The organism is Ruegeria sp. AG1 (genome assembly GCF_056541705.1).
Genome location: NZ_JBQFYU010000017.1, coordinates 56,461 through 80,524 on the forward strand (window position 1 = coordinate 56,461; position 24,064 = coordinate 80,524).

Below are 24,064 nucleotides of genomic sequence, written 5' to 3' on the forward strand. Positions count from 1 at the left end.
ATCGCCCGCAGACCTTGATCGGAGGACCGATGATAAAACTATTGCAACCGGTTGCAAAAAAATCCATTGTTGCGCCACAGAACAGGATTCGAGGGTTTGGATGTTGAAGGTTGGATTGCTGGGCGCCGGACGGATCGGGCGGGTGCATGCGCGGGCGATATCAGCCCATCCGGGCAGTGTGCTATGCGCGGTCTCGGATGCCATGGCTCAGGCGGCAGAGGATCTGGCCAGTGACCACGGCGCTGAGGTTCGAACCTCGGACCAGATCATTGCGGACCCAGAAATTGACGCTGTGCTGATCGCGACGCCGACAGACACGCATTCAGACCTGATCGAAGCCGCAACAGCGGCGGGTAAAGCTGTTTTGTGCGAAAAACCCGTCGATCTGGACCTTCAGCGCGCCATTTCTTGCCAGCAGTCGGTTGCGGCCCATGGTCAGCCCGTGATGATTGGTTTCAACCGTCGGTTTGATCCCAGCTTTTCGGCATTGAAAGCAGCTGTGGATACAGGCGACATTGGCAAGGCCGAATTGCTGTCCATCACCTCGTTTGACCCAGCTCCGCCGCCGGTGAGCTATGTCAAGGTTTCAGGTGGCCTGTTCCGGGACATGATGATCCACGATTTCGACATGGCGAATTTTCTGATGGGAGAGGTCCCGACAACGATTTCCGCTGTCGGGTCGTCGATCGTCGACCCAGAAATCGGCGCAGCCGGAGACGTGGATACCGCCGTTGTCACAATGACTTACGCGGATGGTCGTATCGCGGCCATCAAGAATTCACGCCGTGCGGCCTATGGCTATGATCAGCGGGTCGAGTTGCTGGGTTCCGAAGGTCTTCTGCAAGCGCAGAACATGCTGGAAAACACGGTTGTTAAGTCGACCACCGCTGGCGTTGTCGGCGCTAAACCGACCTATTTCTTTCTTGAACGCTACATGCCCGCTTATCAGGCCGAATGGGCCGCTTTTGTGGAGGCAGCGACCTCGGGCGCGCAGGTTCCGGTTTCGCTGGAAGATGGGGTTGCAGCCCTCGCCATGGCCGAGGCGGCAACGCTTTCAGCGCAGTCTGGTAGGCCGGTTCATCTGGCTGAAGTTTTGAAACCGGTTGCAAAATGAATGGATTTCCGGAAACTGTGCAAAGCTCCGCCGGTTTCAGGAGTGCAAGAGATTCGGTTCGTCCGAATGATTGGGGCTGACGCCTCGACAGAAAACAAACTGTTCTTATGGGAGGAGATATAATGAACAAGTTCGTAAAAGGCGCGTTGGCGGCCGGTGCCCTGGCGCTTGCCACCCCTGCATTTGCGCAGGAGATCGTGGTCGTATCGCACGGCCAGGCGAATGACGCATTTTGGAACGTGGTCAAAAACGGCGTTGAGCAGGCCGGTAAAGATGTCGGTGTGAACGTGGAATACCGCGCGCCCGAGACCTTCGACATGGTAGCGATGTCCCAGTTGATCGACGCCGCTGTCAATCAGGAACCCGATGGTCTGATCGTTTCGATCCCCGATGCGGATGCGCTTGGCCCGTCAATCGAACGCGCTGTCGCGGCGGGTATCCCGGTGATCTCGATCAACTCGGGCTCGGACGTGTCCAAGGACCTTGGCGCCTTGCTGCATGTGGGTCAGGATGAATTCGACGCGGGCAAAGCCGCTGGTGAAGCACTATCATCGATGGGTGGCTCGACCGCGATCTGCGTGAACCACGAAGTCGGCAACGTGGCGCTTGACCTGCGCTGCGCGGGCTTTGCGGAAGGCTTCGGCGGCGATGTAGAAGTGCTGCCAACCTCGAATGACCCGTCCGAGATCGAATCGAAAGTTGCGGCGGCTCTGGCTGCGAACGAGGCTGTCGACACGGTCATGGCATTGGGTGCGAGCTCCGCGGGCGAACCGACGGTTGAGGCCGTCAAGGCTTCGGGTCGCGATGTGAATGTCGCCTCGTTCGACCTGTCGGCGAACTTCCTGCAATCCATCGCGGATGGCGATGCGGCCTTTGCCATCGACCAGCAGCAGTACCTGCAGGGTTACCTGGCGGTGAACTTCATGGGTCTGCACGCCAAATACGGCCTGATGCCGGGCGGCAATGTGCCTTCTGGCCCGAACCTGATCACGCAGGACAAAGCTGCACAGGTTATCGACCTGTCGGCGCAGGGTATCCGCTAAGCCTTTTGGCCACACACAAAAGAAACGGCGCGACCTGCGCCGTTTCAACCGAATTGGGAGGACAATATGAGCCAGTCAGCGCCCGCCGCCGATGAAAGGGTCAAAGCCGAACCGTTTCTGACCCGGCAAATGAAACGCCCCGAGCTTGGCGCCATGGCCGGTGTCATTCTGGTGTTCATCTTCTTTGCGATAACAGCGGATGACTCCATGTTCACGCTGGCAGGGGTGATGAACTTCATGACGCCCGCCGCTCAGTTGGGCATTCTGGCCATCGGTGCCGCGTTGCTGATGATCGGGGGAGAGTTCGACCTGTCAATCGGCTCGATGGTGGCATTCTCGGGCCTGTTCTTCGGCGTTTGCGTGGTGACATGGCAGTTGCCTCTGATCGCTGCGATCCCGATGACCTTTGTCTTTGCGGCCATGGTGGGCGCGATCAACGGCAACATCGTGATCCGCTCGGGTCTACCGTCCTTTATCGTGACGCTGGCCTTTCTGTTTATCCTGCGCGGTCTGTCGCTTGTCGGCTTGAAAATGGCGACCGGAGGGTCAACGCAGCTGCGCGGCGTCCGCGACGCCACCGAAACTGACTGGCTGGCCCCGGTCTTCTCGGGAGAGGCCTTTGGTGGCCTGTTTACCTGGCTGGCCGAGAAAGGCGTCATCGACACATTCAAAAGCGGTGCGCCGAAAGTACCGGGCATTCCGGTTGAGATCCTGTGGTTTATCGCTCTGGCATTGGCCGCAACCTATGTCTTGCTGCGTACCCCCGCGGGGAACTGGATTTTCGCGTCGGGCGGAGACAGAACTGCTGCATCGAACTCGGGTGTGCCGGTGAACCGTGTGAAGGTGTCTCTGTTCATGCTGACGGCCTGTTGCGCCGCACTGGTGGCGATCATCACCGTGATGGATGCGGGGTCGACCGATGCGCGCCGTGGCTTCCAGAAAGAGTTTGAGGCGATCATCGCAGCCGTGATCGGCGGGTGCCTGCTGACCGGCGGATACGGCTCGGCCATTGGGGCGTTCTTTGGTTCGATCATCTTCGGCATGGTGGTCATCGGGCTGACCTATACCGATTTCGATCAGGACTGGTTCCAAGTGTTCCTGGGAGCCATGCTGCTGATCGCCGTTCTGTTCAACAACGCGATCCGTAAGCGCGTAACGGGAGAGCGCTGATATGACCGAAGATACCAAGTTCCACCACGGTGACGCCACTGATGCCGCGCCCATCGTCGAGATGAAGAATATCGAAAAGCACTTTGGCAACATCATCGCTTTGGCAGGCGTCAGCTTTGACGTCAAGCCGGGTGAATGCCACTGCCTTTTGGGTGACAATGGTGCGGGCAAATCGACCTTCATCAAGACCATGTCCGGGGTTCACAAACCCACCAAAGGCGAGATCTTTTTCGAAGGTAAACCGCTGCACTTCGACACTCCGCGCGACGCGATGGAGGCGGGCATTGCGACTGTGTTCCAAGACCTCGCGATGATCCCGCTGATGAGCGTGACGCGGAACTTCTTCATGGGGCGTGAGCCGACCAAGGGGAGGGGTCTGCTGAAACGGTTCGACGTCGAGGCAGCCAATGACATCTGCATGGAAGAGATGCGCAATATGGGCATCAACCTGCGCGGCCCGGATCAGGCCGTGGGCACCTTGTCCGGCGGCGAACGTCAGACGGTTGCAATTGCGCGGGCGGTCTATTTCGGGGCTAAGATCCTGATTTTGGACGAACCGACCTCGGCCCTCGGGGTGCGGCAAACCTCGAACGTGCTGGCGACCATCGATAAGGTGCGCAGCCAAGGCGTCGGCGTGGTGTTCATCAGCCACAACGTGCGTCACGCGCTGGCCGTGGGCGATCGCTTTACCGTGCTGAACCGAGGAAAAACGCTGGGCACTGCAAAGCGCGGTGAAATCACCCCGGAAGAGCTTCAGGATCTGATGGCAGGCGGGCAGGAGATGGCCCAGCTGGAAGGCTCACTGGGCGGAACGGTATAGCGCCGCGCCCTCGGGCATCTGACAAAATCGCAGAACTGGCCGGAATGGCCTTGTGTTGAAAGGGATCACAATGGACAAGACCGTCCGACTGACCGCAGCGCAAGCTTTGGTGCGCTATCTGGGTGCCCAGATGAATGAGGCCGGTGAGCCTTTCATCGCAGGTGTCTGGGCCATTTTCGGCCATGGCAATGTGGCCGGGCTGGGTGAGGCGCTGCATGGTGTCAAAGACACGCTGCCAACCTATCGCGGCCACAACGAACAGACGATGGCGCATTGCGCGATTGCCTATGCCAAACAGATGCGGCGCTCACGAGCGATGGCGGTGACCTCGTCCATCGGGCCGGGCGCGACCAATATGGTCACCGCTGCCGCGCTGGCGCACGTGAACCGCCTTCCGGTTCTTTTGCTACCGGGCGACGTCTTCGCCTCGCGCGGGCCGGACCCGGTGTTGCAACAGATCGAGAGTTTTGGCGACGGCACCATCAGCGCCAATGACTGTTTCCGCCCGGTCAGCCGCTACTATGACCGTATCTCGCGCCCCGAGCATCTGCTGACTGCTCTGCCGCGTGCCTTCCGCACAATGACCGACCCGGCGGATTGCGGTCCGGTCACTTTGGCATTCTGTCAGGACGTGCAGGCCGAGGCCTATGATTACCCGGAAAGCTTCTTTGAACCGCGCGTGTGGTTCCAGCGCCGTATTCGCCCGGACGAAGGCGAGCTGGCGCGTGCTGTGGCTGCGATTTCAGCGGCCAAACGTCCGGTCATTGTCGCAGGCGGTGGGGTGCATTATTCGGATGCAACAGACGCCCTGCAGAGCTTTGCTGAGACACACAATATCCCAATCACCGAAACGCAGGCCGGCAAATCCGCTTTGGCCTGGGATCATCCCCTGAACCTGGGTCCGATTGGTGTGACGGGCGGCGAGCCTGCTAATGACATCTGCAGCGAGGCCGATCTGGTGCTGGCCGTTGGCACGCGCCTGCAAGATTTCACCACCGGCTCTTGGGGTCTGTTTTCGAACCCCGCGCGCGAGATGATTTGCCTTAATACCGCCGCCTATGATGCCGAAAAACACGGCGCGATGCCGTTGCAATCCGATGCGCGCGTTGGCCTGCAGGAGCTGGGCGCGGCGTTGAAGGGCTACAATGCTGATCCTGTGGCAGACACTCTCAAAGCGGATTGGTTTGGCAAGGTTGACGCGCTGACCGATGCGCCGGGGGACGGGAACGCTCTGCCCACCGACATGCAGGTGGTGGGCGCGGTTCAGCGCGCCTCGCATGACGACACGGTGGTGATGTGCGCCGCGGGCACAATGCCGGGCGAGCTGCACAAGCTGTGGAAAGCGCCGCGGCCCGGGGCTTATCACATGGAATACGGGTTCAGCTGCATGGGCTATGAGATCGCAGGAGCGATGGGCATCAAAATGGCCCAGCCGGATCGCGACGTGATCTGCTTTACCGGCGACGGCACCTACATGATGGCGAACTCGGAAATGGCGACGGCGGCGATGATGGGCATGTCCTTCACCGTTGTGATCACCGACAACCGAGGCTTTGGCTGCATCAACCGCCTGCAGATGGGCACCGGTGGAGCTGAGTTTAACAACCTGCTCGATCACACTGTCCACGAAACCGCCTCGAACATCGATTTCGCGGCACATGCGGCGGCGATGGGGGCGACCTCGGTCAAGGTCAGCTCGATTGCCGAGCTTGAGGACGCGTTGGCCAAACGCGGCGACATCACAGGGCCTTACGTGGTGGTCATCGACACCGATCCTTACCCCTCCACCGAATATGGCGGCACATGGTGGGAAGTCGCGGTGCCCGAGGTCAGCACCCGCCCCGAAGTGAACGAAAAACGCGCGGCCTATGAGGTTGCCATCAAGGAAAGAAACACGAAATGAGCGTGAAAATCGGGATCTCTCCGATCGCGTGGCAGAACGACGATCTACCGGACCTGACCGCCGCATACACAATGGAACAAGCGCTGCAGGAGTCGCGTCAGATTGGTTACACCGGCGTCGAACGGGGCCAGCGGATGCCCAGCGATACCGAAGGGCTGCGCGCCTACCTTGAGGGCAACGATATCGCGCTTTGTGGCGGCTGGTGTTCCGGTGCCTCGCTGGTCAATGACTTCGCGTCGGAACAAGACGCGGTACGGGAACAGGTTGAACAGTTCGTGGCCCTGAACAGCCCGTGTATCGTTTACGCCGAATGCTCCAACACCGTTCAAGGCCAGATCGGGACGCCGGTCAATGACCGTCCGAAACTGTCAAAGGATGAGGTGCTGTCCTACGCGGCCAAGCTGACCGAGCTGGCAAAATGGATTGGTGATCAGGGCATGCCAATGGCCTATCACCACCACATGGGCACGATCATCGAAAGCGAAGATGACGTGAACTGGCTGATGGAGGGCTCAGGCCCCGAGGTGAAACTGTGTTTTGACACCGGCCACCTGCTGTTTGGCGGAGGTGACGTGATGGCGACCCTGAACCGCTGGGGCGACCGCGTGCATCACGTGCATTTCAAGGATATCCGCCCCGCCATCGTGCAGGACGTGCGGGAAAACAACCGCAGTTTCCTGGACGCCGTGATTGCAGGCGCGTTCACGGTGCCCAGTGACGGCTGCATTGATTTCCAAGCGGTCGCAAATGCGCTGAAAGCGATGGACTATGACGGCTGGATCGTCGTTGAGGCAGAACAGGACCCAGCCAAAGCGCCGCCCTATGAGTACTCTAAAAAGGGCTACGACCACATCGTTGACGTCTGCGGCAAGGCAGGATTGGAGATCGCCGCTTAGTACACCGCCCCAAGGGGCAACACCGAAGCCATGAGAAAGGAGAATGTCATGGTAAATCAAGAACTCGGATATGTCGGCTATTTTGACCGGGAATCCTGTGATCTGGATGAATTCAAGGTGTTGACCTCACAGGCCCTTTCGGCGGACGCGGTGCCATTTGCTGCGTCCGTAGAAAACAATGTGCCAATCTATGACATGCAGGCTTTGCGTCCGCTACTAGAGCAAGCAGACATGCGGCAGGCCTTGCTGGCCGAATGGGCTTGGGTTCTTGCCAAAACCGCAGGCGTCATCGCCCTGAAACAGGCGTATCCGGATACAAGTGTGATTGACCGGGCCACAGATGTATTCCGCCAGATCATCGAAGACGAACGTCAGGGCGGCGGGGGTGAGGGCGACCACTTTGCGGCCTCTGGGGCCAATGACCGGATCTGGAACGCGTTGCAGAAGCAGTGCCTGCGCGATCCCGAAGGCTTCGCGCTCTATTTCGGAAACACCTCGATTGCCGCCGCGTGTGAGGCTTGGCTTGGCCCGAACTATCAGGTCACGGCGCAGATCAACCAGGTGCGTCCCGGCGGGCAGGCACAGCAAGCGCATCGTGACTATCATCTTGGGTTTCAGACGGCAGACAGCGCAGCACGCTATCCCGCGCACGCGCATTTTCTAACGGCAGCTCTGACATTGCAGGGCGCTGTAGCGCATTGCGATATGCCGGTAGAGTCCGGCCCAACCAAGCTGCTTCCGTTCTCGCAGCTTTATGCGCCCGGATATCTTGCCTTCCACGACACGGAGCACTGCGCGCATTTCGAAGAGAACTACGTACAGCTGCCTTTGCAAAAAGGGGATGCCGTGTTCTTCAACCCTGCGCTGTTCCATGCAGCGGGCGAAAACCGCAGCGCGGACATTCATCGCATGGCAAACCTGCTTCAGGTGTCCTCGGCCTTTGGTCGGGCGATGGAGGCCGTGGATCGCCGCGCGATGTCCGAGGCGGTGTTTCCGTCGCTCATCACCTTGAAACAGCGGGGCGACCTGACCGCGACACAGCTAGAGGCCGCGATCGCCGCAACTGCCGAGGGCTATCCTTTTCCGACCAATCTCGACACGGACCCTCCGGTCGGGGGGAATGCGCCGGACAGTCAGGCGGATATCCTGCGCCGCGCTGTGGCCGAGGGGTGGTCCGAGGCGCAGCTTTCGAATGCGCTTTCGGCGCTGACCAAACGGCAATCCGCCTGAAATAAGAACCGGGCGGTCGCATAGACCGCCCAATACCGGAGACCAACATGGCAGATTTGCTCAAGAAACCATTCGGCACCCGTGGCAAGGTCCACGATATCACTCCGACCAGCGCCGGGTGGCGCTATGTCGGGTTCGGCCTCTACCACCTGCGCGCGGGCGACAAGGCGGCCGAAGTCACTGGGGATCGTGAGGTCATTCTGGTCATGGTCGAAGGCAAGGCGCAGATCTCCGGCGCTGGACAGGATTGGGGCGTTTTGGGCGACCGGATGAATGTGTTCGAGAAATCACCGCCTCATTGCCTCTATCTGCCCAACGGCACCGAATGGGAGGCCGTGGCCGAAACCGATTGCGTCATCGCCGTCTGCTCGGCCCCCGGCATAGGCGGGCATCAGGCCCGGCGGATTGGGCCGGATGGCATCACTCTGACCCAGCGCGGCAAGGGCGTGAACACACGCCATATCAACAATATCGCGATGGAGAATGAAGACTACGCCGATAGCCTGCTGGTGACCGAGGTGTTCACCCCGAACGGCCATTGGTCCTCATACCCCAGCCACCGCCATGATGAGGATGACTTCCCGCGCATCACCTATCTTGAGGAAACCTACTACCACCGCCTCAACCCGGCGAACGGGTTCGGAATTCAGCGTGTCTACACAGATGACGGCCAGTTGGATGAGACGATGGCGGTCTCAGATGGCGATGTTGTGACCGTACCGCGCGGACACCACCCTTGCGGGGCGCCCTACGGGTTTGAGATGTATTATCTGAACGTCATGGCCGGACCCTTGCGGAAATGGCGCTTTGTTGCGGCCCCCGAGGTCGAGTGGATCATGGAGCGTGACGGATGACCCCAGAATTTGCCACCTATCCCAGCCTGAACGGCAAGACCGTATTCATCACCGGCGGGGCTGGAGGGATCGGAGCGGAAACGGTTCGGGCCTTTGCTGCGCAGGGGGCCAAGGTGGGGTTTCTGGACCTCAACGCGGATGCCGGCCATGAGTTGCTTGCGGAGCTGGAGGGCGAGCATGCCTTTGCCCAATGCGATCTGCGCGATATCGATGCGCTGCGCGATGCGCTGGAGCAACTGACCGAGGAACTGGGCCCCGCGCATGTTCTGGTCAACAACGCGGCGCAAGATGACCGACATGACTGGCGCGAGGTCACCCCAGATTATTGGGATGAACGTATGGCGACCAATATCCGCCATATGTTCTTTGCCATTCAGACGGTTGCCCCCGCAATGATCGAACGGGGTGCGGGCTCCATAGTCAATCTGGGGTCGAATTCCTGGTGGGAAGCCGGCGCAGGTTTCCCTGCCTATGCCACCGCCAAATCCGCGGTTCATGGCCTCACCCGAACCATGGCGCGGGAGCTGGGGGATCACCGGATCCGCGTGAACACTGTTGTCCCCGGTTGGATCATGACCCAGCGCCAGAAAGACCTGTGGGTCACGCCCGAGGCGCTGGCAAAACAGGTTGACCGCCAATGCCTGCCGGACCCGATCGACCCGGTCTACGTGGCGCGGATGGTGGTGTTTCTGGCCTCAGACGACGCCGCCATGTGCAGCGCCGGGAATTTCATGGTCGAGGGTGGTTCGATCTAAAACCGCTACATCTTCAACATCGGAGAGCTTGGATGTCCCAACCTTTTCAACTGGCGGCATGCGCCGAAATGCTATGGTTGAACAAGCCCATGGATTGGCGTGCTGTCCGTCTGACCGAGATGGGGTTTGGTGTCGGGCTCTGGAACTGGCCCGATCTGGATCTCGCCAAGCTCGAAGCTGTGGGTGCCAAGTTTACGATCATGAACGGATATCTCGAAGGGCGTCTGGCGGATGATGAAGGGGCCGAGATGTTGCTTCGATCAGCGCGGGAAACAGCTCAGATCGGCAAACGGCTGAATGTAGATAGGTTGAACCTGCATGGTACCGGGCTTGGTGATGGCGGCATTCCGATCTGGCAACATGATGTTGTGAGCGGAGGCATGTGGCTCAAGGCACGCGATACCCTGAACCGTATCTGCGATCTGGCCGAGGAGGAAGGCGTTGTATTCACGCTTGAAAACCTAAACCAACTAGACCACCCCGGCTGCCCGTTTGGGTCCACAGCGGATGTGCTGGCACTGGTGTCTTCTGTTGACCGCCCTCAATTGCGTATCAACCTTGACCTCTATCATACGCAGATCGGTGAGGGGGATCTGATCCGGTGGTGCGAAAAGTGCCTGCCTTGGATAGGAGAGATACAGGTAGCGGACAATCCGGGTCGTTGCGAACCCGGATCGGGCGAGATCAACTACAAGATGGTCGCCAAGGTGCTTTCCGAACTTGAGTATCGCGGTCCGGTGGGGATGGAGGCCTTTGCTTCGGGCGAACCGGAAACAGCCCTAGTGGCGTTTCGGGCCGCATTCACCCTCTGACCCATTAGACGCCTACCGTTGAGGTGGCGCGCCGAAGGCCCGGATCACGGTGCGGGCGGCAGCCTCAACCGGGTCGTGTGTCTCTTTCAGGATGGTCACGCGGTCGAACCGTTCGGGGTCGCTGTTCACGGCGTTGCGTAGGGCGTTGCCGAAGGCCATACGCAGTTCCGTCCCGATGTTGAATTTGCAGATCGAGGTGCCTTTGGCCAAGCGCGTGCGCTGCTCGACCGGCACGCCAGAGCCTCCGTGGATCACCAGCGGAACCTCGGTCAGCGCGTCGATCCGGGCGATGCGGTCTTCGTCCAGACCGCCTTCCTTGTTCTGCTGCAGGTGGACATTCCCGACCGAGATCGCCATCGCATCCACGCCTGTTTCACGAGCAAATTGGGCGGCCTCCTCGGGGTCAGTTCCGTTCGAGCCTTCTCCGCCGGAGTAGCCCACGAACCCGATTTCACCTTCACAAGAAATCCCAGCCGCATGAGCCATTTCGGCAATCGCGGCGGTCTCGTCTATATTCTGCTGCAACGGTTTGCGCGACCCGTCGAACATCAGCGACGTAAAGCCACTGTCCAGCGCGATCTGGCAGTCCTCAAACGTGTAACCATGGTCCAGATGCGCCACCACGGGGACCAAGGCCCCCTCGGCCAGATGGCGGAACATTTTACCAAGGATGGGCAGGGGCGTGTGTTCGCGGCAGCTGGGACCGGCCTGCAGGATGACGGGCGCGTTTTCGGCCTCGGCAGCGGCCACATAGGCGCGCATGTCCTCCCAGCCGAGGGTCACCAGCCCACCGACGGCATAGCCCTGTTCATAAGCTGGTTGCAGGACGTCTTTCAGAGTGACGAGGGTCATTTAAACTTCGCGATCATGTCTTTGATGCCCGGAATCGTCTCGACCTGATAGGCATGGGTGGGTTGGAAATACTGCACCAGCGAGCGCTGCGTCAGTCCGCCGAGGATGGTGAAATAGTACATCTCATATCCCGGTAATACGCAGCAGGGATGATAGCCCTTGTCGATACAAACGGTTGAGCCATCGACAATGTGATAGGCATCACCCGGTTCGTTGTCTTCGCGCTGCAACATCTGAAGGCCCGAGCCCCAGTTGGGTTTGAAGCGGAAGTTATAGGTCTCGTCGTGGCGCGTCTCATCCGGCAGGCGGTTGGTGTCGTGTTTGTGGCTGGGAAAGCCTGACCAGCCGCCCTGACCAACGGTGAACAGCTCACTCACCAAAAGGCGGCCGACCTTATCCTGTTGTTTTTGACCTAGTATATGTTTGATCTTGCGATGCGTTTTGGTGTCGTCGCTGCCGTACTGCACGAGGTCATGCTCGCGCACATCGAACGGGTCCAGAACCTTGTCATACTTGGCCCCGGCGATGAAAACCTCGGCCTCATCCGACACGCAGACCAGCTGCGTTTTGGCGCCAACCGGGACATAGACGCCCTCTGGCTCACCATCCCACACGTCCTCGCCCCGGTTGCCCAGTTTGGCGAATTGCACGCCTTCGACGTCCACATCCACGGAGCCGGTGGCGGGGGCGATGCAGGTCTCATAACCCGGCACTTGGTATTCGAACGCCTCGCCGCGCTTGAGCTTGACGATGTTGAAATAGTTCAGCGGAACCAGCGGGTCGTCGACATCGACGATGGCTTTGTTTTGGTTGTCATGGGGCGCGATGTGCATGGGGGCCTCCTATTTGGTCGGGCCGGGGTGGTCAGCCAGAAACGCATCCAGCTCGGACGTTGTGGGCATGGCAGGGGCGCATCCGGGTTTCGAAACCACGATGGATGCACAGGCCGAGCCGCGCATGACGGCTTCTTCTAGCGAATAGCCAGCGGCGATTGAGGCCAGCAAACCAGCCATAAAGCTATCCCCTGCTCCGTTAGGCTTGACTGCGGTAACCGGGTAGATGCCCGTGTGAATCTCCTGACCGTTCATCATCGTGACGGCACCTTTTTCACCCATCTTGTATATGACGATGCGGCCCGGCTTTTCGGCCAATTCCTTGGCCTTTGCGAACCCTTTTTCGATGCCGCCGGCCATGAAGCCGAATTCCTCGTCATTGCCGACAATCAGGTCGCTGGCCTCTCCGGCCCGGGACAGGACATCGGCCGCAACTTCAGGCGATGGCCAGCTATAAGGGCGATAGTCGATATCGAAGATTATTGGCAACCCTGCGGCGCGGGCGTTGTCAAAAGCCCGAAACGTGGCACCGCGTGATGGTTCCGCTGCAAAGACAGTTCCGGCGGATATCACGGCTGAGAATGTCGCATAATCGATCCGGTCCATGTCCTCTTCGGTGACTTGGAAATCGACCGCCCCATTGCGGTAGATGACGTTCTGAAAATTCTCGACCCGGCTTTCATAGATCGCCAGGGATATGCGGAACTCACCGCCGACAACGCGGATGTAAGAGGTGTCGACACCGTAGTGCTGCAGGCGGTTCAGACAGAATCGACCAACTGCATCGTCCGAGACCGAGGTAACCAATGATGCCTGACTGCCGAGCTTGACCAGACCCGCGCAAATATTGGCCGAGGATCCGCCGAGATCGGCATGGAAAGTGTCGGCATCCTCGCTTTTGACGCCGATTGGATCGGCAAACATATCCATTCCGGCACGGCCGAAAACCGCAAACCGATTTCCTTTGATGCCCTCGATCAAAGCGCTCACGTGATGTTCCTCCGGCGTAATGTCGTTGGCAAAGTTTGGACCTTGCGTTGAATCGATTCACACGATACTGATTTTGCAACCGGTTGCAAATAGTATGTTCGGAGCCGCGACAGATGCCTGAAATCGGAATTGGAATTGTTGGTGGCGGCTATATGGGCAAGGCGCATTCTGTTGCCATGTCCGCCGTGGGCGCCGTGTTCAACACTGCTCTGCGTCCGCAGCTAGAGGTAATTTGCGCCTCGTCCCCCGAAAGTGCCGAACGGTACCGCACGGCCTATGGGTTCCAGCGCGCAACCGACGATTGGCGCGCCTTGGTCGAGGATCAGAAGGTGGAGGCAATTGTCATCGCCTCGCCTCAGGAAACGCACCGCCAGATCGCAGAGGCGGCCTTTGCCTTGGGCAAGCCGGTTTTGTGCGAAAAACCCTTGGGCGCATCGCTGGAGGACAGCCAGGCGATGACGTGTGCGGCCGAGGAAGCTGGCGTCGTCAACATGGTGGGTTTCAACTATATCCGCACCCCTGCCAGCCAATATGCGCGCAAACTGATTGCAGACGGTGAGATCGGCGACATCACCTGGTTCCGTGGTGAACATACCGAGGATTTCTATGCTGACCCCGACGCCCCTGCCACGTGGCGCACGACCGGCATGGCCAACGGCACGATCGGAGATCTGGCCCCGCATATGGTGAACGGCGCTCTGGCGCTGATCGGCCCGATTGCGCAGGTCATGGCTGATGTCGAAACCGTGCACCGCACGCGCCCGGGCGGAGAGGTCACGAATGACGATCACGCCCAGATGATGTGCCGCTTTGAAAACGGTGTGATGGGCAACCTCTATTTCAGCCGCGTCGCGACGGGTCGCAAGATGGGCTATGCCTATGAAATCTCGGGCACCAAGGGCGCAATCCGGTTCGATCAGGAAGATCAGAACGCCCTCTGGCTCTATCGCCGCGAGGGGCCAGAAGGGCAGCGTGGCTTCACCAAGATCCTGACCGGCCCCGCCCATCCGGATTATGAGCCGTTTTGCCAGGGCCCCGGCCACGGAACTGGCTACCAGGACCAGATCATCATCGAGGCCAAGGATTTCCTACAAGCCATTCACACTGGCAATCCGATCTGGCCGACCTTCCGCGACGGGCATGAGGTCAACCGGGTGCTGGCGGCTGCGCTGGCCTCGTCCGACCAACGGCAGTGGAAAAATATTGGCGATTTCTGATCGCTCTAGCTGCGTAAAATTGAAGAGAGACAAAGACCATGGCAAAGCTGAAATGGGGCATGATTGGTGGCGGCGAAGGCAGCCAGATCGGACCTGCCCATCGGTTGGGCGCGCAGGCGGACGGGATGTTCGAGTTCGCGGCAGGCGCTCTGGATCATCGGCCCGAGGTGGGTCGTGAATATGCTCAGCGGTTGGGTATCAACGCCGACCGCGCCTATGGCAGCTGGCAGGACATGCTGGCAGGCGAAAAAGACCGCCCCGACAGGATTGATCTGGTCACGATTGCCACGCCGAACTCCACCCATTTCGAAATCGCTAAGGCGTTTCTTGAGGCCGGCTTCAACGTCCTGTGCGAAAAGCCCATGACCATGACAGTCGAAGAAGGCGAAGAGATCGTGCGCGTGGCCGAGGCCTCGGGCAAGATATGCGCGGTGAACTACTGCTACTCGGCCTATCCGATGGTCCGGCAGGCCCGTGCGATGGTGCGGGCAGGAGATATCGGCAAGGTGCGGTTGGTCGTGACCAATTTCAGCCATGGCCATCATGGCGATGCGACGGATGCCGATAACCCTCGGGTCCGCTGGCGCTATGATCCGGCGATGGCGGGTGTCTCGGGCCAATTCGCCGATTGCGGCATTCATGCGCTGCATATGGCAAGTTTTGTCTGCGATGATCAGGTGAAATCGCTGTCCGCCGATATGGCCTCGACCATTTCCAGCCGCGAGCTAGAAGATGACGCGATGATCAATTTCCGCACCGAAGGCGGAACGGTTGGTCGCCTGTGGACGTCGTCCGTGGCGATCGGGCGGCAACACGGGTTCGACATTCAAGTGTTTGGCGAAACCGGCGGTTTGCGCTGGGCGTCTGAGCAGCCCAACCAATTGATCTACACCCCAGTCGGAGGGCGCACCCAGATCATCGAAAAGGGCGAAGGTGGTCTGCATGACGAAGTTCAGCGCCTGTCGCGCGTGGCCATTGCCCACCCCGAGGGCTTCCCGCTGGCTGTGGCCAATATCTACTGCGATCTGGCCGATGCGATCCGGGGTGAGGCCCGCGACGGTCTGCCCGGCGCCTCAGACGGTGTGCGTTCGATCGCCGCCGTTCATGCCGCCGTCGCGTCAGGCAAAGAGGACGGCGCGTGGAAAGACGCTCGTCCGCCAATGTTCCGTTAATCATGGACGGGGGCGCAGCGTGCCTCTCTCGATCACCCGACATGGGAAAATACGGGCCTCAGGGTATCTCTGAGGCTCTTTCAACATCTCCTCGACCAGATCCACCGAGGCGTTGATGATCTGCTTGATCGGCTGGTGAATGGTTGTCAGGTCCACACTTTCCCAACGGGACATTTCCATATCGTTCAAGCCGATGATGCCGATGTCGAGTCCCGGCGTCAGCCCATGATCCTTGAGGGCCGATAGCGCGCCAATCGACAGGATGTCATCGCCGCAGAAATACCCCTCGGCAGGGGTGTCGTCCAACAGCCGCAGCATCTCGGCCCGCCCGGCATCGAACGAGTAGTTCTGCGCGAAGGAATAGGACACTTCGAGGTTCGTATATTGCGCGGCTTCCTCGATGAACCCGCGATAACGGTCCATTGACGAGGTCGCATCCTTCGGCCCCCCAAGATACCCGACGCGTTTATACCCCCGGGCCACTAGCTCTCGTGCGGCCATACGCCCGCATTCCACGTTGTCGATACCAACCACATGTACCTCGGGCGAGGTGGCCGAGCGGCCAAATGTATGCACGACGGGAACCCCAGCGTCGTGGAACGCCTTGGCAAAACTGGGGGGCAATGTCGATGAGGCGACGATGGCCGCATCGACCGAGTATTGCCGCAACATCCGGACTGAATTGGCAGGCTCGGTCTCGTCGGTCAGGTTCACGATCAAAGGACGCAGTCCTCGTTCTTGCAGAGCGCGGGTGAACTGGTCGAATACCTCCAAAAAGATCGGGTTGTGGAAGTTGTTCGAGATCAGCCCGATCAGCTTGGTCCGCCCCGTTGTCAGCGACGAGGCCAGCGCATTGGGGCTATACCCAAGCTCTTTCGCGGCTTTTTCCACCTTGCTGCGGGTTTTGGCCGAGACCGAGGCCCCTTCGGTAAAGGTGCGCGACACGGCTGATCGCGACACACCCGCCAGCGCGGCAACATCTTTGAGGGTGACGCTCATGGCAGGTGCCTTGCAGGCAATTGGGCGGGGAGGGCGATGGGTAGTGTCATGGTGTCAGTATTATGCACCAAGACCGCATTGCTGCAACCGGTTGCAACAATGCCTCAGGAATATCGGTCTAGGAGGTGCGTCTTTTAAATGAAGGATAGTGAGTCACTAGAGCACCGAACTACCGTGACTTCACCTTGAAGCTCATTTTTTAGCAGCGCTTCAAAGACGCCGGTCGTGGCGTGACGTACTCTTTCAAAGCAATACTGGTTAAGGTTTCTCGGACTTTTAGTCTGCAAACCTGAGACCGGTCACCGAGCTACGTCATGCCACCTCTGATATACGATCTTTCGGAGGTCAGGATTGGCGCAACTGAGTTATGAACGTGAGTTAAGGCTGAAAACCTTGCCTTTCATTTGGTGTACGCAAAGAGTGCAGGCTTGTGTCTGTTGTTGCTGGGTTTATTGCCTTGAAACTTGGCTTCAGCGTTCCGTGGGGCCTCTAAATCTGTTGTCTGAGATTTTTCTTTGCTCTTGCCTGAGCCTAGGCAGTAAGGCCATCAGTCCGCCTGTCATGTGTTCTTGCGTGGGATCCTTTGAAGCTCCGTCAAACGCAAGGTTGTTGATCACCAGTCCCGCGTCTACTCTTTGCCTCATGAAGTACCTGATCATATCGGGCACGTCTTGGTCGCTACGTCCTAAGCGATCCACCCAGCGGTCCAACAGTATGTTTTGATAGCGCACTCTTCTCATTCAATAGACGGGTTTGATGCCAAGCGCGTGATCAAGCGCCAGCATTTGCGTGCCGTTGACTACAACTTCTCATAGGAAATGGTCGTCGAAAGTAATGATGCGGCAGTTCACTGCGTTCGCATGAACTCAAGCCATTTAGTTCGCAAGCGGACATTGACTGTTTTGGGTGCTGTTCTTGGAAAAGCGCTTTTCATTCAGGCCAGTACTCTTATCGAGTTCTTCCCTGATTTGAGAGAAACCAACCCAGTTGGCCAAATCGGATGCGAAACTTGGTCTATTCCAATGAAACCCACAACACTCTAGCGTCTTCCTTGCTGGTCGAGATGCAGCCGTGACCCATTCCGCTGTCATAGTAGAGCGAGTCTCCAGCTTTCATGTTCAACGGGCGATAGTGCTCGGAGACAAAGGTTAACTCTCCACTGATCACATACATGAACTCTTCACCTGAATGTCTGATCCAGTTCTCGAACTCGGACACATCACGGGCTTTGATCGTTGCGATATACGGCAGCATTCGCTTGCTGGTTAGTTCAGGGCAGAGCAACTCGTGCAGATATGTCGGTGTGTCCTTGATCTCGCCCTGGCCTTTTGGAGTGTAATCGCGGCGGCCCGAAATACCACTTTGACCTGATTGCAGGAACAGCTGCGGGGTGCTCATTTCCAGCGCTTGGGTCAGTCTGCGAACAATATCGAAGCTGGGTCGCGTCTGGTTGTTTTCGATCTTGGAAAGTGTCGAGCGACCGATTCCCGCCGCCCGTCCGGCTTCCTCCAACGTCCACCCTTTTGCACGGCGCGCATCCCGGATTGAGCGCCCCAAAGCAGCGCCTTCGTCCTGTTCTTCCGGCCCGACGGCGTCGTTCAGGCTGTCATCAACCATAGAAATCTCCCTGATTTTCCGCAGGTTACCGATTTCCCCATCCTTACACAACTTCACAAGTACGAGATATATGTTGCCTTGAGTATCCGATTTCCACTATAGGAAACAAAATTTCGTACTTGGGATTCGAGTATGGAGGAGGGAACATTGTTTACAAAATCACTCAAAGATGCAGATCCGGTTATTGCTGCTTCGATTGCACGTGAAGGCAAGCGCCAAGCAGAACAGATCGAGCTTATCGCGTCCGAGAATATCGTCTCGCAGGCTGTGATCGACGCTCAGGGTTCTGTTCTCACGAACAAGTACGCGGAGGGCTATCCCGGTCGCCGCTACTACGGCGGTTGCGAATATGTGGATGAGGTTGAGGTTGAAGCGATCGAACGATTGAAGAGGTTGTTCGGCTGTGAGTTCGCCAACGTTCAGCCACACTCTGGCGCGCAGGCAAACGGAGCGGTGAAGCTTGCGCTGCTCAGCCCCGGTGACACAATCCTTGGCATGTCGCTTGATGCCGGTGGTCACCTGACGCACGGTGCTAAACCTGCGCAGTCGGGCAAGTGGTTTCACCCGGTTCAGTACGGCCTGACGGAAGAGGGGCTGATCGACTATGGCCAAGTCGAAGCGCTGGCCAGGTCTGAAAAGCCAAAGCTGATCATCGCGGGCGCATCGGCCTATTCGCAAAAGATCGATTTCGCTCGGTTCCGCGCGATCGCGGATGAGGTTGGCGCCTGGCTACTGGCTGACATGGCGCATATCGCGGGTCTAGTTGCGACCGGGCTGCACCCCTCGCCAATTGGTCATGCGCATGTGGTCACCTCGACGACCCACAAAACCCTGCGCGGTCCGCGTGGCGGGATCATTCTGACGAATGACGAGGCGTTGGCGAAGAAGATCAACTCCGCCGTGTTCCCCGGACTTCAGGGAGGTCCCTTGATGCATGTGATCGCGGGTAAGGCCGTCGCATTTGGCGAGGCGTTGAAGCCAGAGTTCAAGGACTACATGCAGCGTGTCGTCGACAGCGCCACTGCTTTGGCAAACGTCATGATGGCGCGTGGTTGTGATATCGTTTCGGGCGGCACAGAAAACCACCTTATGCTGGTCGACCTGCGACCACTTGGTGTTACCGGCAAAGATGCAGAAGCCGCGCTCGAGCGCGCCGGGTTCACTTGCAACAAGAACAGCGTTCCGGGTGATCCGGAAAAGCCGACGATCACAAGCGGTATCCGGCTGGGAACAGCCGCTGGATGTAGCCGTGGTTTTGGGCCTGATGAGTTCACTCAGATCGGCCATTTGATTGGCGACGTTCTCGATGCGCTGCGTGAGTCTCCTGAAGGCGATGCAACCGTCGAAGCCGAGACCCGCGCAAAAGTCCGCGCTCTCTGCGCCAACTATCCAATCTACTGAAAGAACACCCAATGAGCATTTACGATCTCATCGTCATCGGGGGCGGCCCCGGCGGTTATGTTGCTGCGATCCGCGCGGCTCAACTGGGTATGAAAGTGGCTTGCGTGGAAGGGCGTGGGGCGCTGGGCGGAACCTGTTTGAATGTGGGGTGCATCCCCTCCAAAGCGTTGCTGACCTCCTCGGCCAAATATGCCGAGCTTGCACATCTCTCCTCCCATGGCATTGCGGTTGAGGGGGCCAGCATCGACGTGCCGTCAATGATGGGGCGCAAGGACAAGATTGTTGGCGATCTTACCAAGGGCATCGGTTTTCTATTTAAGAAGAACGGCGTTGAGCTGATCGAAGGCTGGGCCCGTATCCCGGCGGACGGGCAGGTGCAGGTTGGCGACGATATCTATGAGGCTAAGAATATCCTGATCGCCACGGGGTCTGAGCCGACGCCGCTGAACGGTATCGAGATCGATGAGCAGGATGTTCTCAGCTCAACCGGTGCCTTGGCGCTGGACACGGTGCCTGATCATCTGGTTGTCGTCGGGGCAGGGGTGATCGGGCTAGAGCTGGGTCAGGTTTGGGCACGTCTTGGGGCCAAGGTCACAGTGGTTGAGTATCTGGACCGCGTTCTGCCCGGTATTGACGGTGAGATTGCGAAACTGGCGCAGCGCGCACTCAGCAAACGCGGCTTGAAGTTCCAGTTGGGACGCGCGCTGAAGGCCATTGAAAAGTCCGAAACCGGATTGACGCTTACTCTGGACCGGGTCGGCAAAGACAAGGAAGAGGTGATCGAAGCCGACAAGGTTCTGATCGCCGTCGGACGCCGGCCCGTCACGCGCGGGTTGGGGCTGGAAGAATTGGGGATAGCTCTTGACCCGCGCGGCTTTGTTCAAGTTGACAACAGCTTCCGCACATCGGTTCCCGGCATCTATGCGATCGGGGACTGCGTCCCCGGACCGATGCTGGCCCATAAGGCCGAGGAAGATGGCATTGCCTGCGTTGAGATGTTGGCGGGGCAGGGCGGCCATGTCGATTACAACACCGTGCCGGGTGTCGTTTACACGGACCCTGAGGTTGCCTCGGTCGGTATGACTGAAGAGGCACTGAAAGAAGCCAGTAAAGAATACCTGGTCGGCAAATTCGCTTTCATGGCCAACTCGCGCGCGCGATCGACCGGAGAAACCGACGGCGCGGTCAAGGTTTTGGCTGACCCGAACGGCAAAATTTTGGGCGCGCATATTTGCGGTGCGCATGGCGGTGATCTGATCGCGGAACTCGTTCTGGCGATGACCAAAGGTGCTACCGTCGCCGAGGTCGCCTCCACCTGTCATGCACATCCAGCTATGGGCGAGGCGGTCAAAGAAGCCTGCCTCGACGCTCTGGGCCGCGCGATCCACGCTTAAGAAGGAGCCGCCAGATGACCATCCAGCTTCGCCCCCGCCACCCCGAAAAAGCCAAGAAGGCAGATAGTGTCATTCCCCGCAAGCCCAAGTGGATTCGCAAGAAAAAGGGCGACAGCACCGAGTATTATGAAACCCGCCGCTTGATGCGCGAGCATAACCTGGCGACGGTTTGCGAAGAGGCCGCCTGTCCCAATATCGGCGAGTGCTGGTCCAAGCGCCACGCCACCATGATGATCATGGGCGAGGTTTGCACGCGTGGCTGTTCCTTCTGCAACGTGGCCACCGGTCGACCGGATGCATTGGATGTGTTCGAACCGGGCCGTGTCGCGGCGGCCGTCAAGAAGCTGGGGCTTCATCATGTGGTGATCACATCAGTCGATCGCGATGATTTGGAAGACGGCGGGGCCGAACACATCGCGCAGACCATCCGAGCGGTGCGGCACCAAAACCCTGAAACTACCGTCGAAGTTCTAACTCCGGACTTCTTGGGAAAAGGGACTTCTGCAGATCTGGTATTTGAAGCAGCGCCGGACGTTTTCAACCACAATCTGGAAACTGTGCCGCATCTTTACCCGACGATTCGTCCCGGCGCGCGGTACTATACGTCTTTGCGCCTGTTGGACGATGCCAAGCGCGCAAACCCTGAGATCTTTACGAAATCCGGCCTGATGGTCGGCCTTGGTGAAAGCCTCAGTGACGTCCGCCAAGTGATGGATGACCTGCGCGCCGCAAATGTCGATTTCCTGACAGTCGGGCAATACCTGCAACCGACCCCGAAACATCACCCGATCGACCGGTTCTGGTCACCGGAAGAGTTCGCCCAGCTGGAGCAGATCGCGCGCTCCAAGGGCTTTCTACACGTGTCGGCCACCCCGCTGACCCGTTCGTCGTTCCATGCGGACGAAGACTTTGCCGCCCTCAAGCAAGCTCGCCAACGAGCAATTGCTGCCGGGGCATAACCAGACGCACTAGGGAGGAATACCATGGAAGCGTTAAATTCAATCGTAGGGGCCATCAATGGCGTCGTGTGGGGGCCGCTGATGCTGGTGCTCATCCTTGGCGTTGGCTTCTTCCTGCAGGTCGGGCTGAAATTCATGCCGATTCTGCGCATTGGCACGGGCTTCAGCCTGTTGTTCAAAGGCCGGGAAGGTCAGGGCGAAGGGCAGATTAGCCCATTCAACGCGCTGATGACCTCGCTGTCGGCAACCATCGGTACAGGTAACATCGCTGGTGTGGCCACTGCTGTCTTCCTGGGCGGTCCAGGCGCCTTGTTCTGGATGTGGATGACCGCCCTGGTGGGCATGGCCACCAAATACGCCGAAGCTGTCTGCGCCGTGAAATATCGTGAAAAAGACGAGTTGGGTAACTATGTCGGCGGCCCGATGTACTACATCAAGAATGGACTCGGCGCGAAATGGGCGTGGCTGGGTGTAGCATTCGCCCTGTTCGGCGCGATCGCCGCCTTCGGCATCGGCAACGGCGTGCAGGCCAACGGTGTGGCACAGGTTCTTGAAGCAAACTTTGGACTGAACACCTCGGTCACCGGCGTTGTTCTGATGGTTCTAACGGCAGCTGTAATCCTGGGCGGTATCACTCGCATCGGTGCGGTTGCCGGTAAACTGGTTCCGTTCATGGCTGTTGCTTACATCATCGCGGGCCTGCTGGTTCTGCTGATCAACATCGGCAACATCGGACATGCGCTGTCGCTCGTCTTCACCTACGCGTTCACTCCGTCCGCCGCAGAGGGCGGTTTCGCGGGCGCTGCCGTTTGGGCCGCCATCCGCTTTGGTGTGGCACGTGGTGTGTTCTCGAACGAAGCCGGGCTGGGTTCCGCCCCGATTGCGCACGCCGCAGCCGAGACCAAAGGTCCAGTAAACCAGGGCCTGATCGCGATGCTGGGTACGTTCATCGACACCATCATCGTCTGCTCGATCACCGGTCTGGCGATTATCGCGTCGGGCGCCTGGACATCGGGTGAATCCGGTGCGGCACTGACCAGCCACGCGTTCGAATTGTCGCTGCCGGGTATCGGCGGGTATCTGATCGCCATCGCTCTGTCGATCTTCGCCTTCACCACCATCCTCGGTTGGTCCTTCTACGGCGAAAAATGCGTCGAGTTCCTGCTGGGTGTGAAATCCCTGATGCCCTACCGCGTCCTGTGGATCGTCATGATCTACTTCGGCGCAACAGCAGATCTGGGCTTCATCTGGCTGCTGGCAGACACGCTGAACGCCATGATGGCTATTCCGAACCTGATCGCCCTGGCCCTGTTGAGCCCGATCGTCTTCAAACTGACGAAAGAGTTCTTCGCCTCGGGCGGCCAGTCCGAAGAGCCGGAGGCAAAACCTGCCGAATGAGCTCGGCCCGACCAAAACGGGGGGCCAATTCGGCCCCCCGCCTTTGAAACAGAATTCCATATCTCGAGGAGAGACGTGATGGCCACGAAAATCCTGCTGCCCATTGATCATACCGACGACCGTTCCTGGAAACTGGCTCTGCCGGTCGCTTTGGAACAGGCGAAATTCTACGGTGCCGAACTGCACGCGGTTGCCGTCATCCCCGAGATTATCCAACTTCCGAACCTGCCCGCGAACTATGGCGCCGGAGCAAAGGATCACGTCCGCAACGCGGTTCAGGCCATTCTGGACCACGGCGATGCCTCCGATGTGGCGATCCACATTGAAGAAGGCAGCGTTTACCGTGAAATCCTGAAACTCGCCTACAAAGAGGGATTTGATCTGATTGTCATGGCCTCCACCAAGGGCGATTTCCCGAACTATGAAATTGGCCCGAACCTGGCCCGGGTGGTGCGGAATGCGCACTGCACCGTGACGGTCGTTCGTGACCAATCCCGCTGATTGAAAGGTTAGAAAGATGACTTCACTGAATCGCACTCCACTTTACTCTCTTCACGTTGAGTTGGGTGGAAAGATGGTTGATTTTGCGGGCTGGGAGATGCCTGTTCAATATCCGTTGGGGATTATGGGGGAGC

At 58.8% G+C, this 24,064-nt stretch carries 22 protein-coding genes and 1 pseudogene; 18 read left to right on the forward strand and 5 right to left on the reverse strand.

All coding sequences use genetic code 11. The features are described 5' to 3' along the window. Window positions 1-100 precede the first annotated feature (100 nt). From iolG to ACR0B5_RS21410, 10 genes are all read left to right on the forward strand, one after another. Window positions 101-1,114 carry an inositol 2-dehydrogenase gene (iolG, locus tag ACR0B5_RS21365; protein WP_480543265.1) on the forward strand — a complete coding sequence of 338 codons (1,014 nt, stop codon included), beginning with the start codon at window positions 101-103 and terminating at the stop codon, window positions 1,112-1,114. A gap of 122 nt (window positions 1,115-1,236) precedes the next feature. Further along, window positions 1,237-2,157, forward strand: a complete 921-nt coding sequence (locus tag ACR0B5_RS21370) for a sugar ABC transporter substrate-binding protein (protein ID WP_170528384.1) — start codon at window positions 1,237-1,239, stop codon at window positions 2,155-2,157. A 66-nt stretch (window positions 2,158-2,223) separates the two neighbouring features. After that, window positions 2,224-3,327 (forward strand): ABC transporter permease, encoded by a 1,104-nt coding sequence (locus ACR0B5_RS21375; protein WP_170462753.1) that lies wholly within the window; start codon window positions 2,224-2,226, stop codon window positions 3,325-3,327. A gap of 1 nt (window position 3,328) precedes the next feature. Continuing rightward, a complete protein-coding gene (locus ACR0B5_RS21380) occupies window positions 3,329-4,147 on the forward strand; it encodes an ATP-binding cassette domain-containing protein (protein ID WP_480543267.1) in 819 nt (272 codons plus the stop codon). Between the two features lie 70 nt (window positions 4,148-4,217). Next, on the forward strand, window positions 4,218-6,050 hold the full coding sequence (iolD, locus tag ACR0B5_RS21385; protein ID WP_480543269.1) for a 3D-(3,5/4)-trihydroxycyclohexane-1,2-dione acylhydrolase (decyclizing): 1,833 nt from the start codon (window positions 4,218-4,220) through the stop codon (window positions 6,048-6,050). Beyond that, on the forward strand, window positions 6,047-6,946 hold the full coding sequence (gene iolE, locus ACR0B5_RS21390) for a myo-inosose-2 dehydratase (protein ID WP_480543271.1): 900 nt from the start codon (window positions 6,047-6,049) through the stop codon (window positions 6,944-6,946). Before iolD ends, iolE begins: the two co-directional genes overlap by 4 nt. A 48-nt stretch (window positions 6,947-6,994) precedes the next feature. Then, window positions 6,995-8,176: a phytanoyl-CoA dioxygenase family protein gene (locus ACR0B5_RS21395; protein ID WP_480543273.1), complete on the forward strand. Its 1,182-nt coding sequence runs from the start codon at window positions 6,995-6,997 to the stop codon at window positions 8,174-8,176. A gap of 47 nt (window positions 8,177-8,223) precedes the next feature. After that, window positions 8,224-9,030 carry a 5-deoxy-glucuronate isomerase gene (iolB, locus tag ACR0B5_RS21400; RefSeq protein WP_480543275.1) on the forward strand — a complete coding sequence of 269 codons (807 nt, stop codon included), beginning with the start codon at window positions 8,224-8,226 and terminating at the stop codon, window positions 9,028-9,030. Next, entirely contained in the window at window positions 9,027-9,785 is a 759-nt protein-coding gene (locus tag ACR0B5_RS21405) for an SDR family NAD(P)-dependent oxidoreductase (RefSeq protein WP_480543277.1), read from the forward strand. Before iolB ends, ACR0B5_RS21405 begins: the two co-directional genes overlap by 4 nt. 32 nt (window positions 9,786-9,817) lie before the next feature. After that, window positions 9,818-10,597 carry a TIM barrel protein gene (locus ACR0B5_RS21410; RefSeq protein WP_480543279.1) on the forward strand — a complete coding sequence of 260 codons (780 nt, stop codon included), beginning with the start codon at window positions 9,818-9,820 and terminating at the stop codon, window positions 10,595-10,597. A gap of 12 nt (window positions 10,598-10,609) precedes the next feature. Here the strand turns inward: ACR0B5_RS21410 and ACR0B5_RS21415 are convergent, their stop codons facing one another. The 3 genes from ACR0B5_RS21415 to iolC are packed head-to-tail and all read right to left on the reverse strand — an operon-like array spanning window position 10,610 to window position 13,272. Beyond that, window positions 10,610-11,449 carry a class II fructose-bisphosphate aldolase gene (locus ACR0B5_RS21415; RefSeq protein ID WP_480543281.1) on the reverse strand — a complete coding sequence of 280 codons (840 nt, stop codon included), beginning with the start codon at window positions 11,447-11,449 and terminating at the stop codon, window positions 10,610-10,612. Beyond that, window positions 11,446-12,282: a 5-deoxy-glucuronate isomerase gene (locus ACR0B5_RS21420; RefSeq protein ID WP_170701454.1), complete on the reverse strand. Its 837-nt coding sequence runs from the start codon at window positions 12,280-12,282 to the stop codon at window positions 11,446-11,448. Before ACR0B5_RS21420 ends, ACR0B5_RS21415 begins: the two co-directional genes overlap by 4 nt. A 9-nt stretch (window positions 12,283-12,291) precedes the next feature. After that, window positions 12,292-13,272, reverse strand: coding sequence for a 5-dehydro-2-deoxygluconokinase (gene iolC, locus ACR0B5_RS21425; protein WP_480543283.1), 981 nt, complete (start codon window positions 13,270-13,272; stop codon window positions 12,292-12,294). 113 nt (window positions 13,273-13,385) lie between these two features. Between iolC and ACR0B5_RS21430 the strand changes: the two genes are divergently transcribed. Together ACR0B5_RS21430 and ACR0B5_RS21435 are read left to right on the forward strand one after the other, a co-directional pair. Continuing rightward, window positions 13,386-14,489: a Gfo/Idh/MocA family protein gene (locus ACR0B5_RS21430; RefSeq protein ID WP_480543285.1), complete on the forward strand. Its 1,104-nt coding sequence runs from the start codon at window positions 13,386-13,388 to the stop codon at window positions 14,487-14,489. A gap of 38 nt (window positions 14,490-14,527) precedes the next feature. Continuing rightward, entirely contained in the window at window positions 14,528-15,661 is a 1,134-nt protein-coding gene (locus ACR0B5_RS21435) for a Gfo/Idh/MocA family protein (RefSeq protein WP_480543287.1), read from the forward strand. Here the strand turns inward: ACR0B5_RS21435 and ACR0B5_RS21440 are convergent, their stop codons facing one another. Further along, window positions 15,662-16,660 carry a LacI family DNA-binding transcriptional regulator gene (locus ACR0B5_RS21440; RefSeq protein WP_480543289.1) on the reverse strand — a complete coding sequence of 333 codons (999 nt, stop codon included), beginning with the start codon at window positions 16,658-16,660 and terminating at the stop codon, window positions 15,662-15,664. 1,014 nt (window positions 16,661-17,674) lie between these two features. Next, the gene (locus ACR0B5_RS21445) at window positions 17,675-18,277 is read right to left on the reverse strand and encodes a helix-turn-helix domain-containing protein (protein WP_480543291.1); all 603 of its coding nucleotides are present in this window, start codon (window positions 18,275-18,277) and stop codon (window positions 17,675-17,677) included. A 132-nt stretch (window positions 18,278-18,409) separates the two neighbouring features. Here ACR0B5_RS21445 and glyA point away from each other — a divergent pair, with 132 nt between their 5' ends. The 6 genes and pseudogenes from glyA to gcvT form a co-directional block, all read left to right on the forward strand. After that, the gene (glyA, locus tag ACR0B5_RS21450; RefSeq protein ID WP_480543293.1) at window positions 18,410-19,678 is read left to right on the forward strand and encodes a serine hydroxymethyltransferase; all 1,269 of its coding nucleotides are present in this window, start codon (window positions 18,410-18,412) and stop codon (window positions 19,676-19,678) included. A gap of 11 nt (window positions 19,679-19,689) precedes the next feature. Beyond that, window positions 19,690-21,072 (forward strand): dihydrolipoyl dehydrogenase, encoded by a 1,383-nt coding sequence (lpdA, locus tag ACR0B5_RS21455; protein ID WP_480543295.1) that lies wholly within the window; start codon window positions 19,690-19,692, stop codon window positions 21,070-21,072. A 14-nt stretch (window positions 21,073-21,086) separates the two neighbouring features. Further along, a complete protein-coding gene (gene lipA, locus ACR0B5_RS21460) occupies window positions 21,087-22,031 on the forward strand; it encodes a lipoyl synthase (RefSeq protein ID WP_480543297.1) in 945 nt (314 codons plus the stop codon). 24 nt (window positions 22,032-22,055) lie between these two features. Next, window positions 22,056-23,429, forward strand: coding sequence for an alanine/glycine:cation symporter family protein (locus ACR0B5_RS21465; protein ID WP_170380688.1), 1,374 nt, complete (start codon window positions 22,056-22,058; stop codon window positions 23,427-23,429). A gap of 78 nt (window positions 23,430-23,507) precedes the next feature. Continuing rightward, window positions 23,508-23,930, forward strand: a complete 423-nt coding sequence (locus tag ACR0B5_RS21470) for a universal stress protein (RefSeq protein WP_170637793.1) — start codon at window positions 23,508-23,510, stop codon at window positions 23,928-23,930. A gap of 16 nt (window positions 23,931-23,946) precedes the next feature. After that, window positions 23,947-24,064: pseudogene (gene gcvT, locus ACR0B5_RS21475) on the forward strand (glycine cleavage system aminomethyltransferase GcvT); the annotation flags it as partial.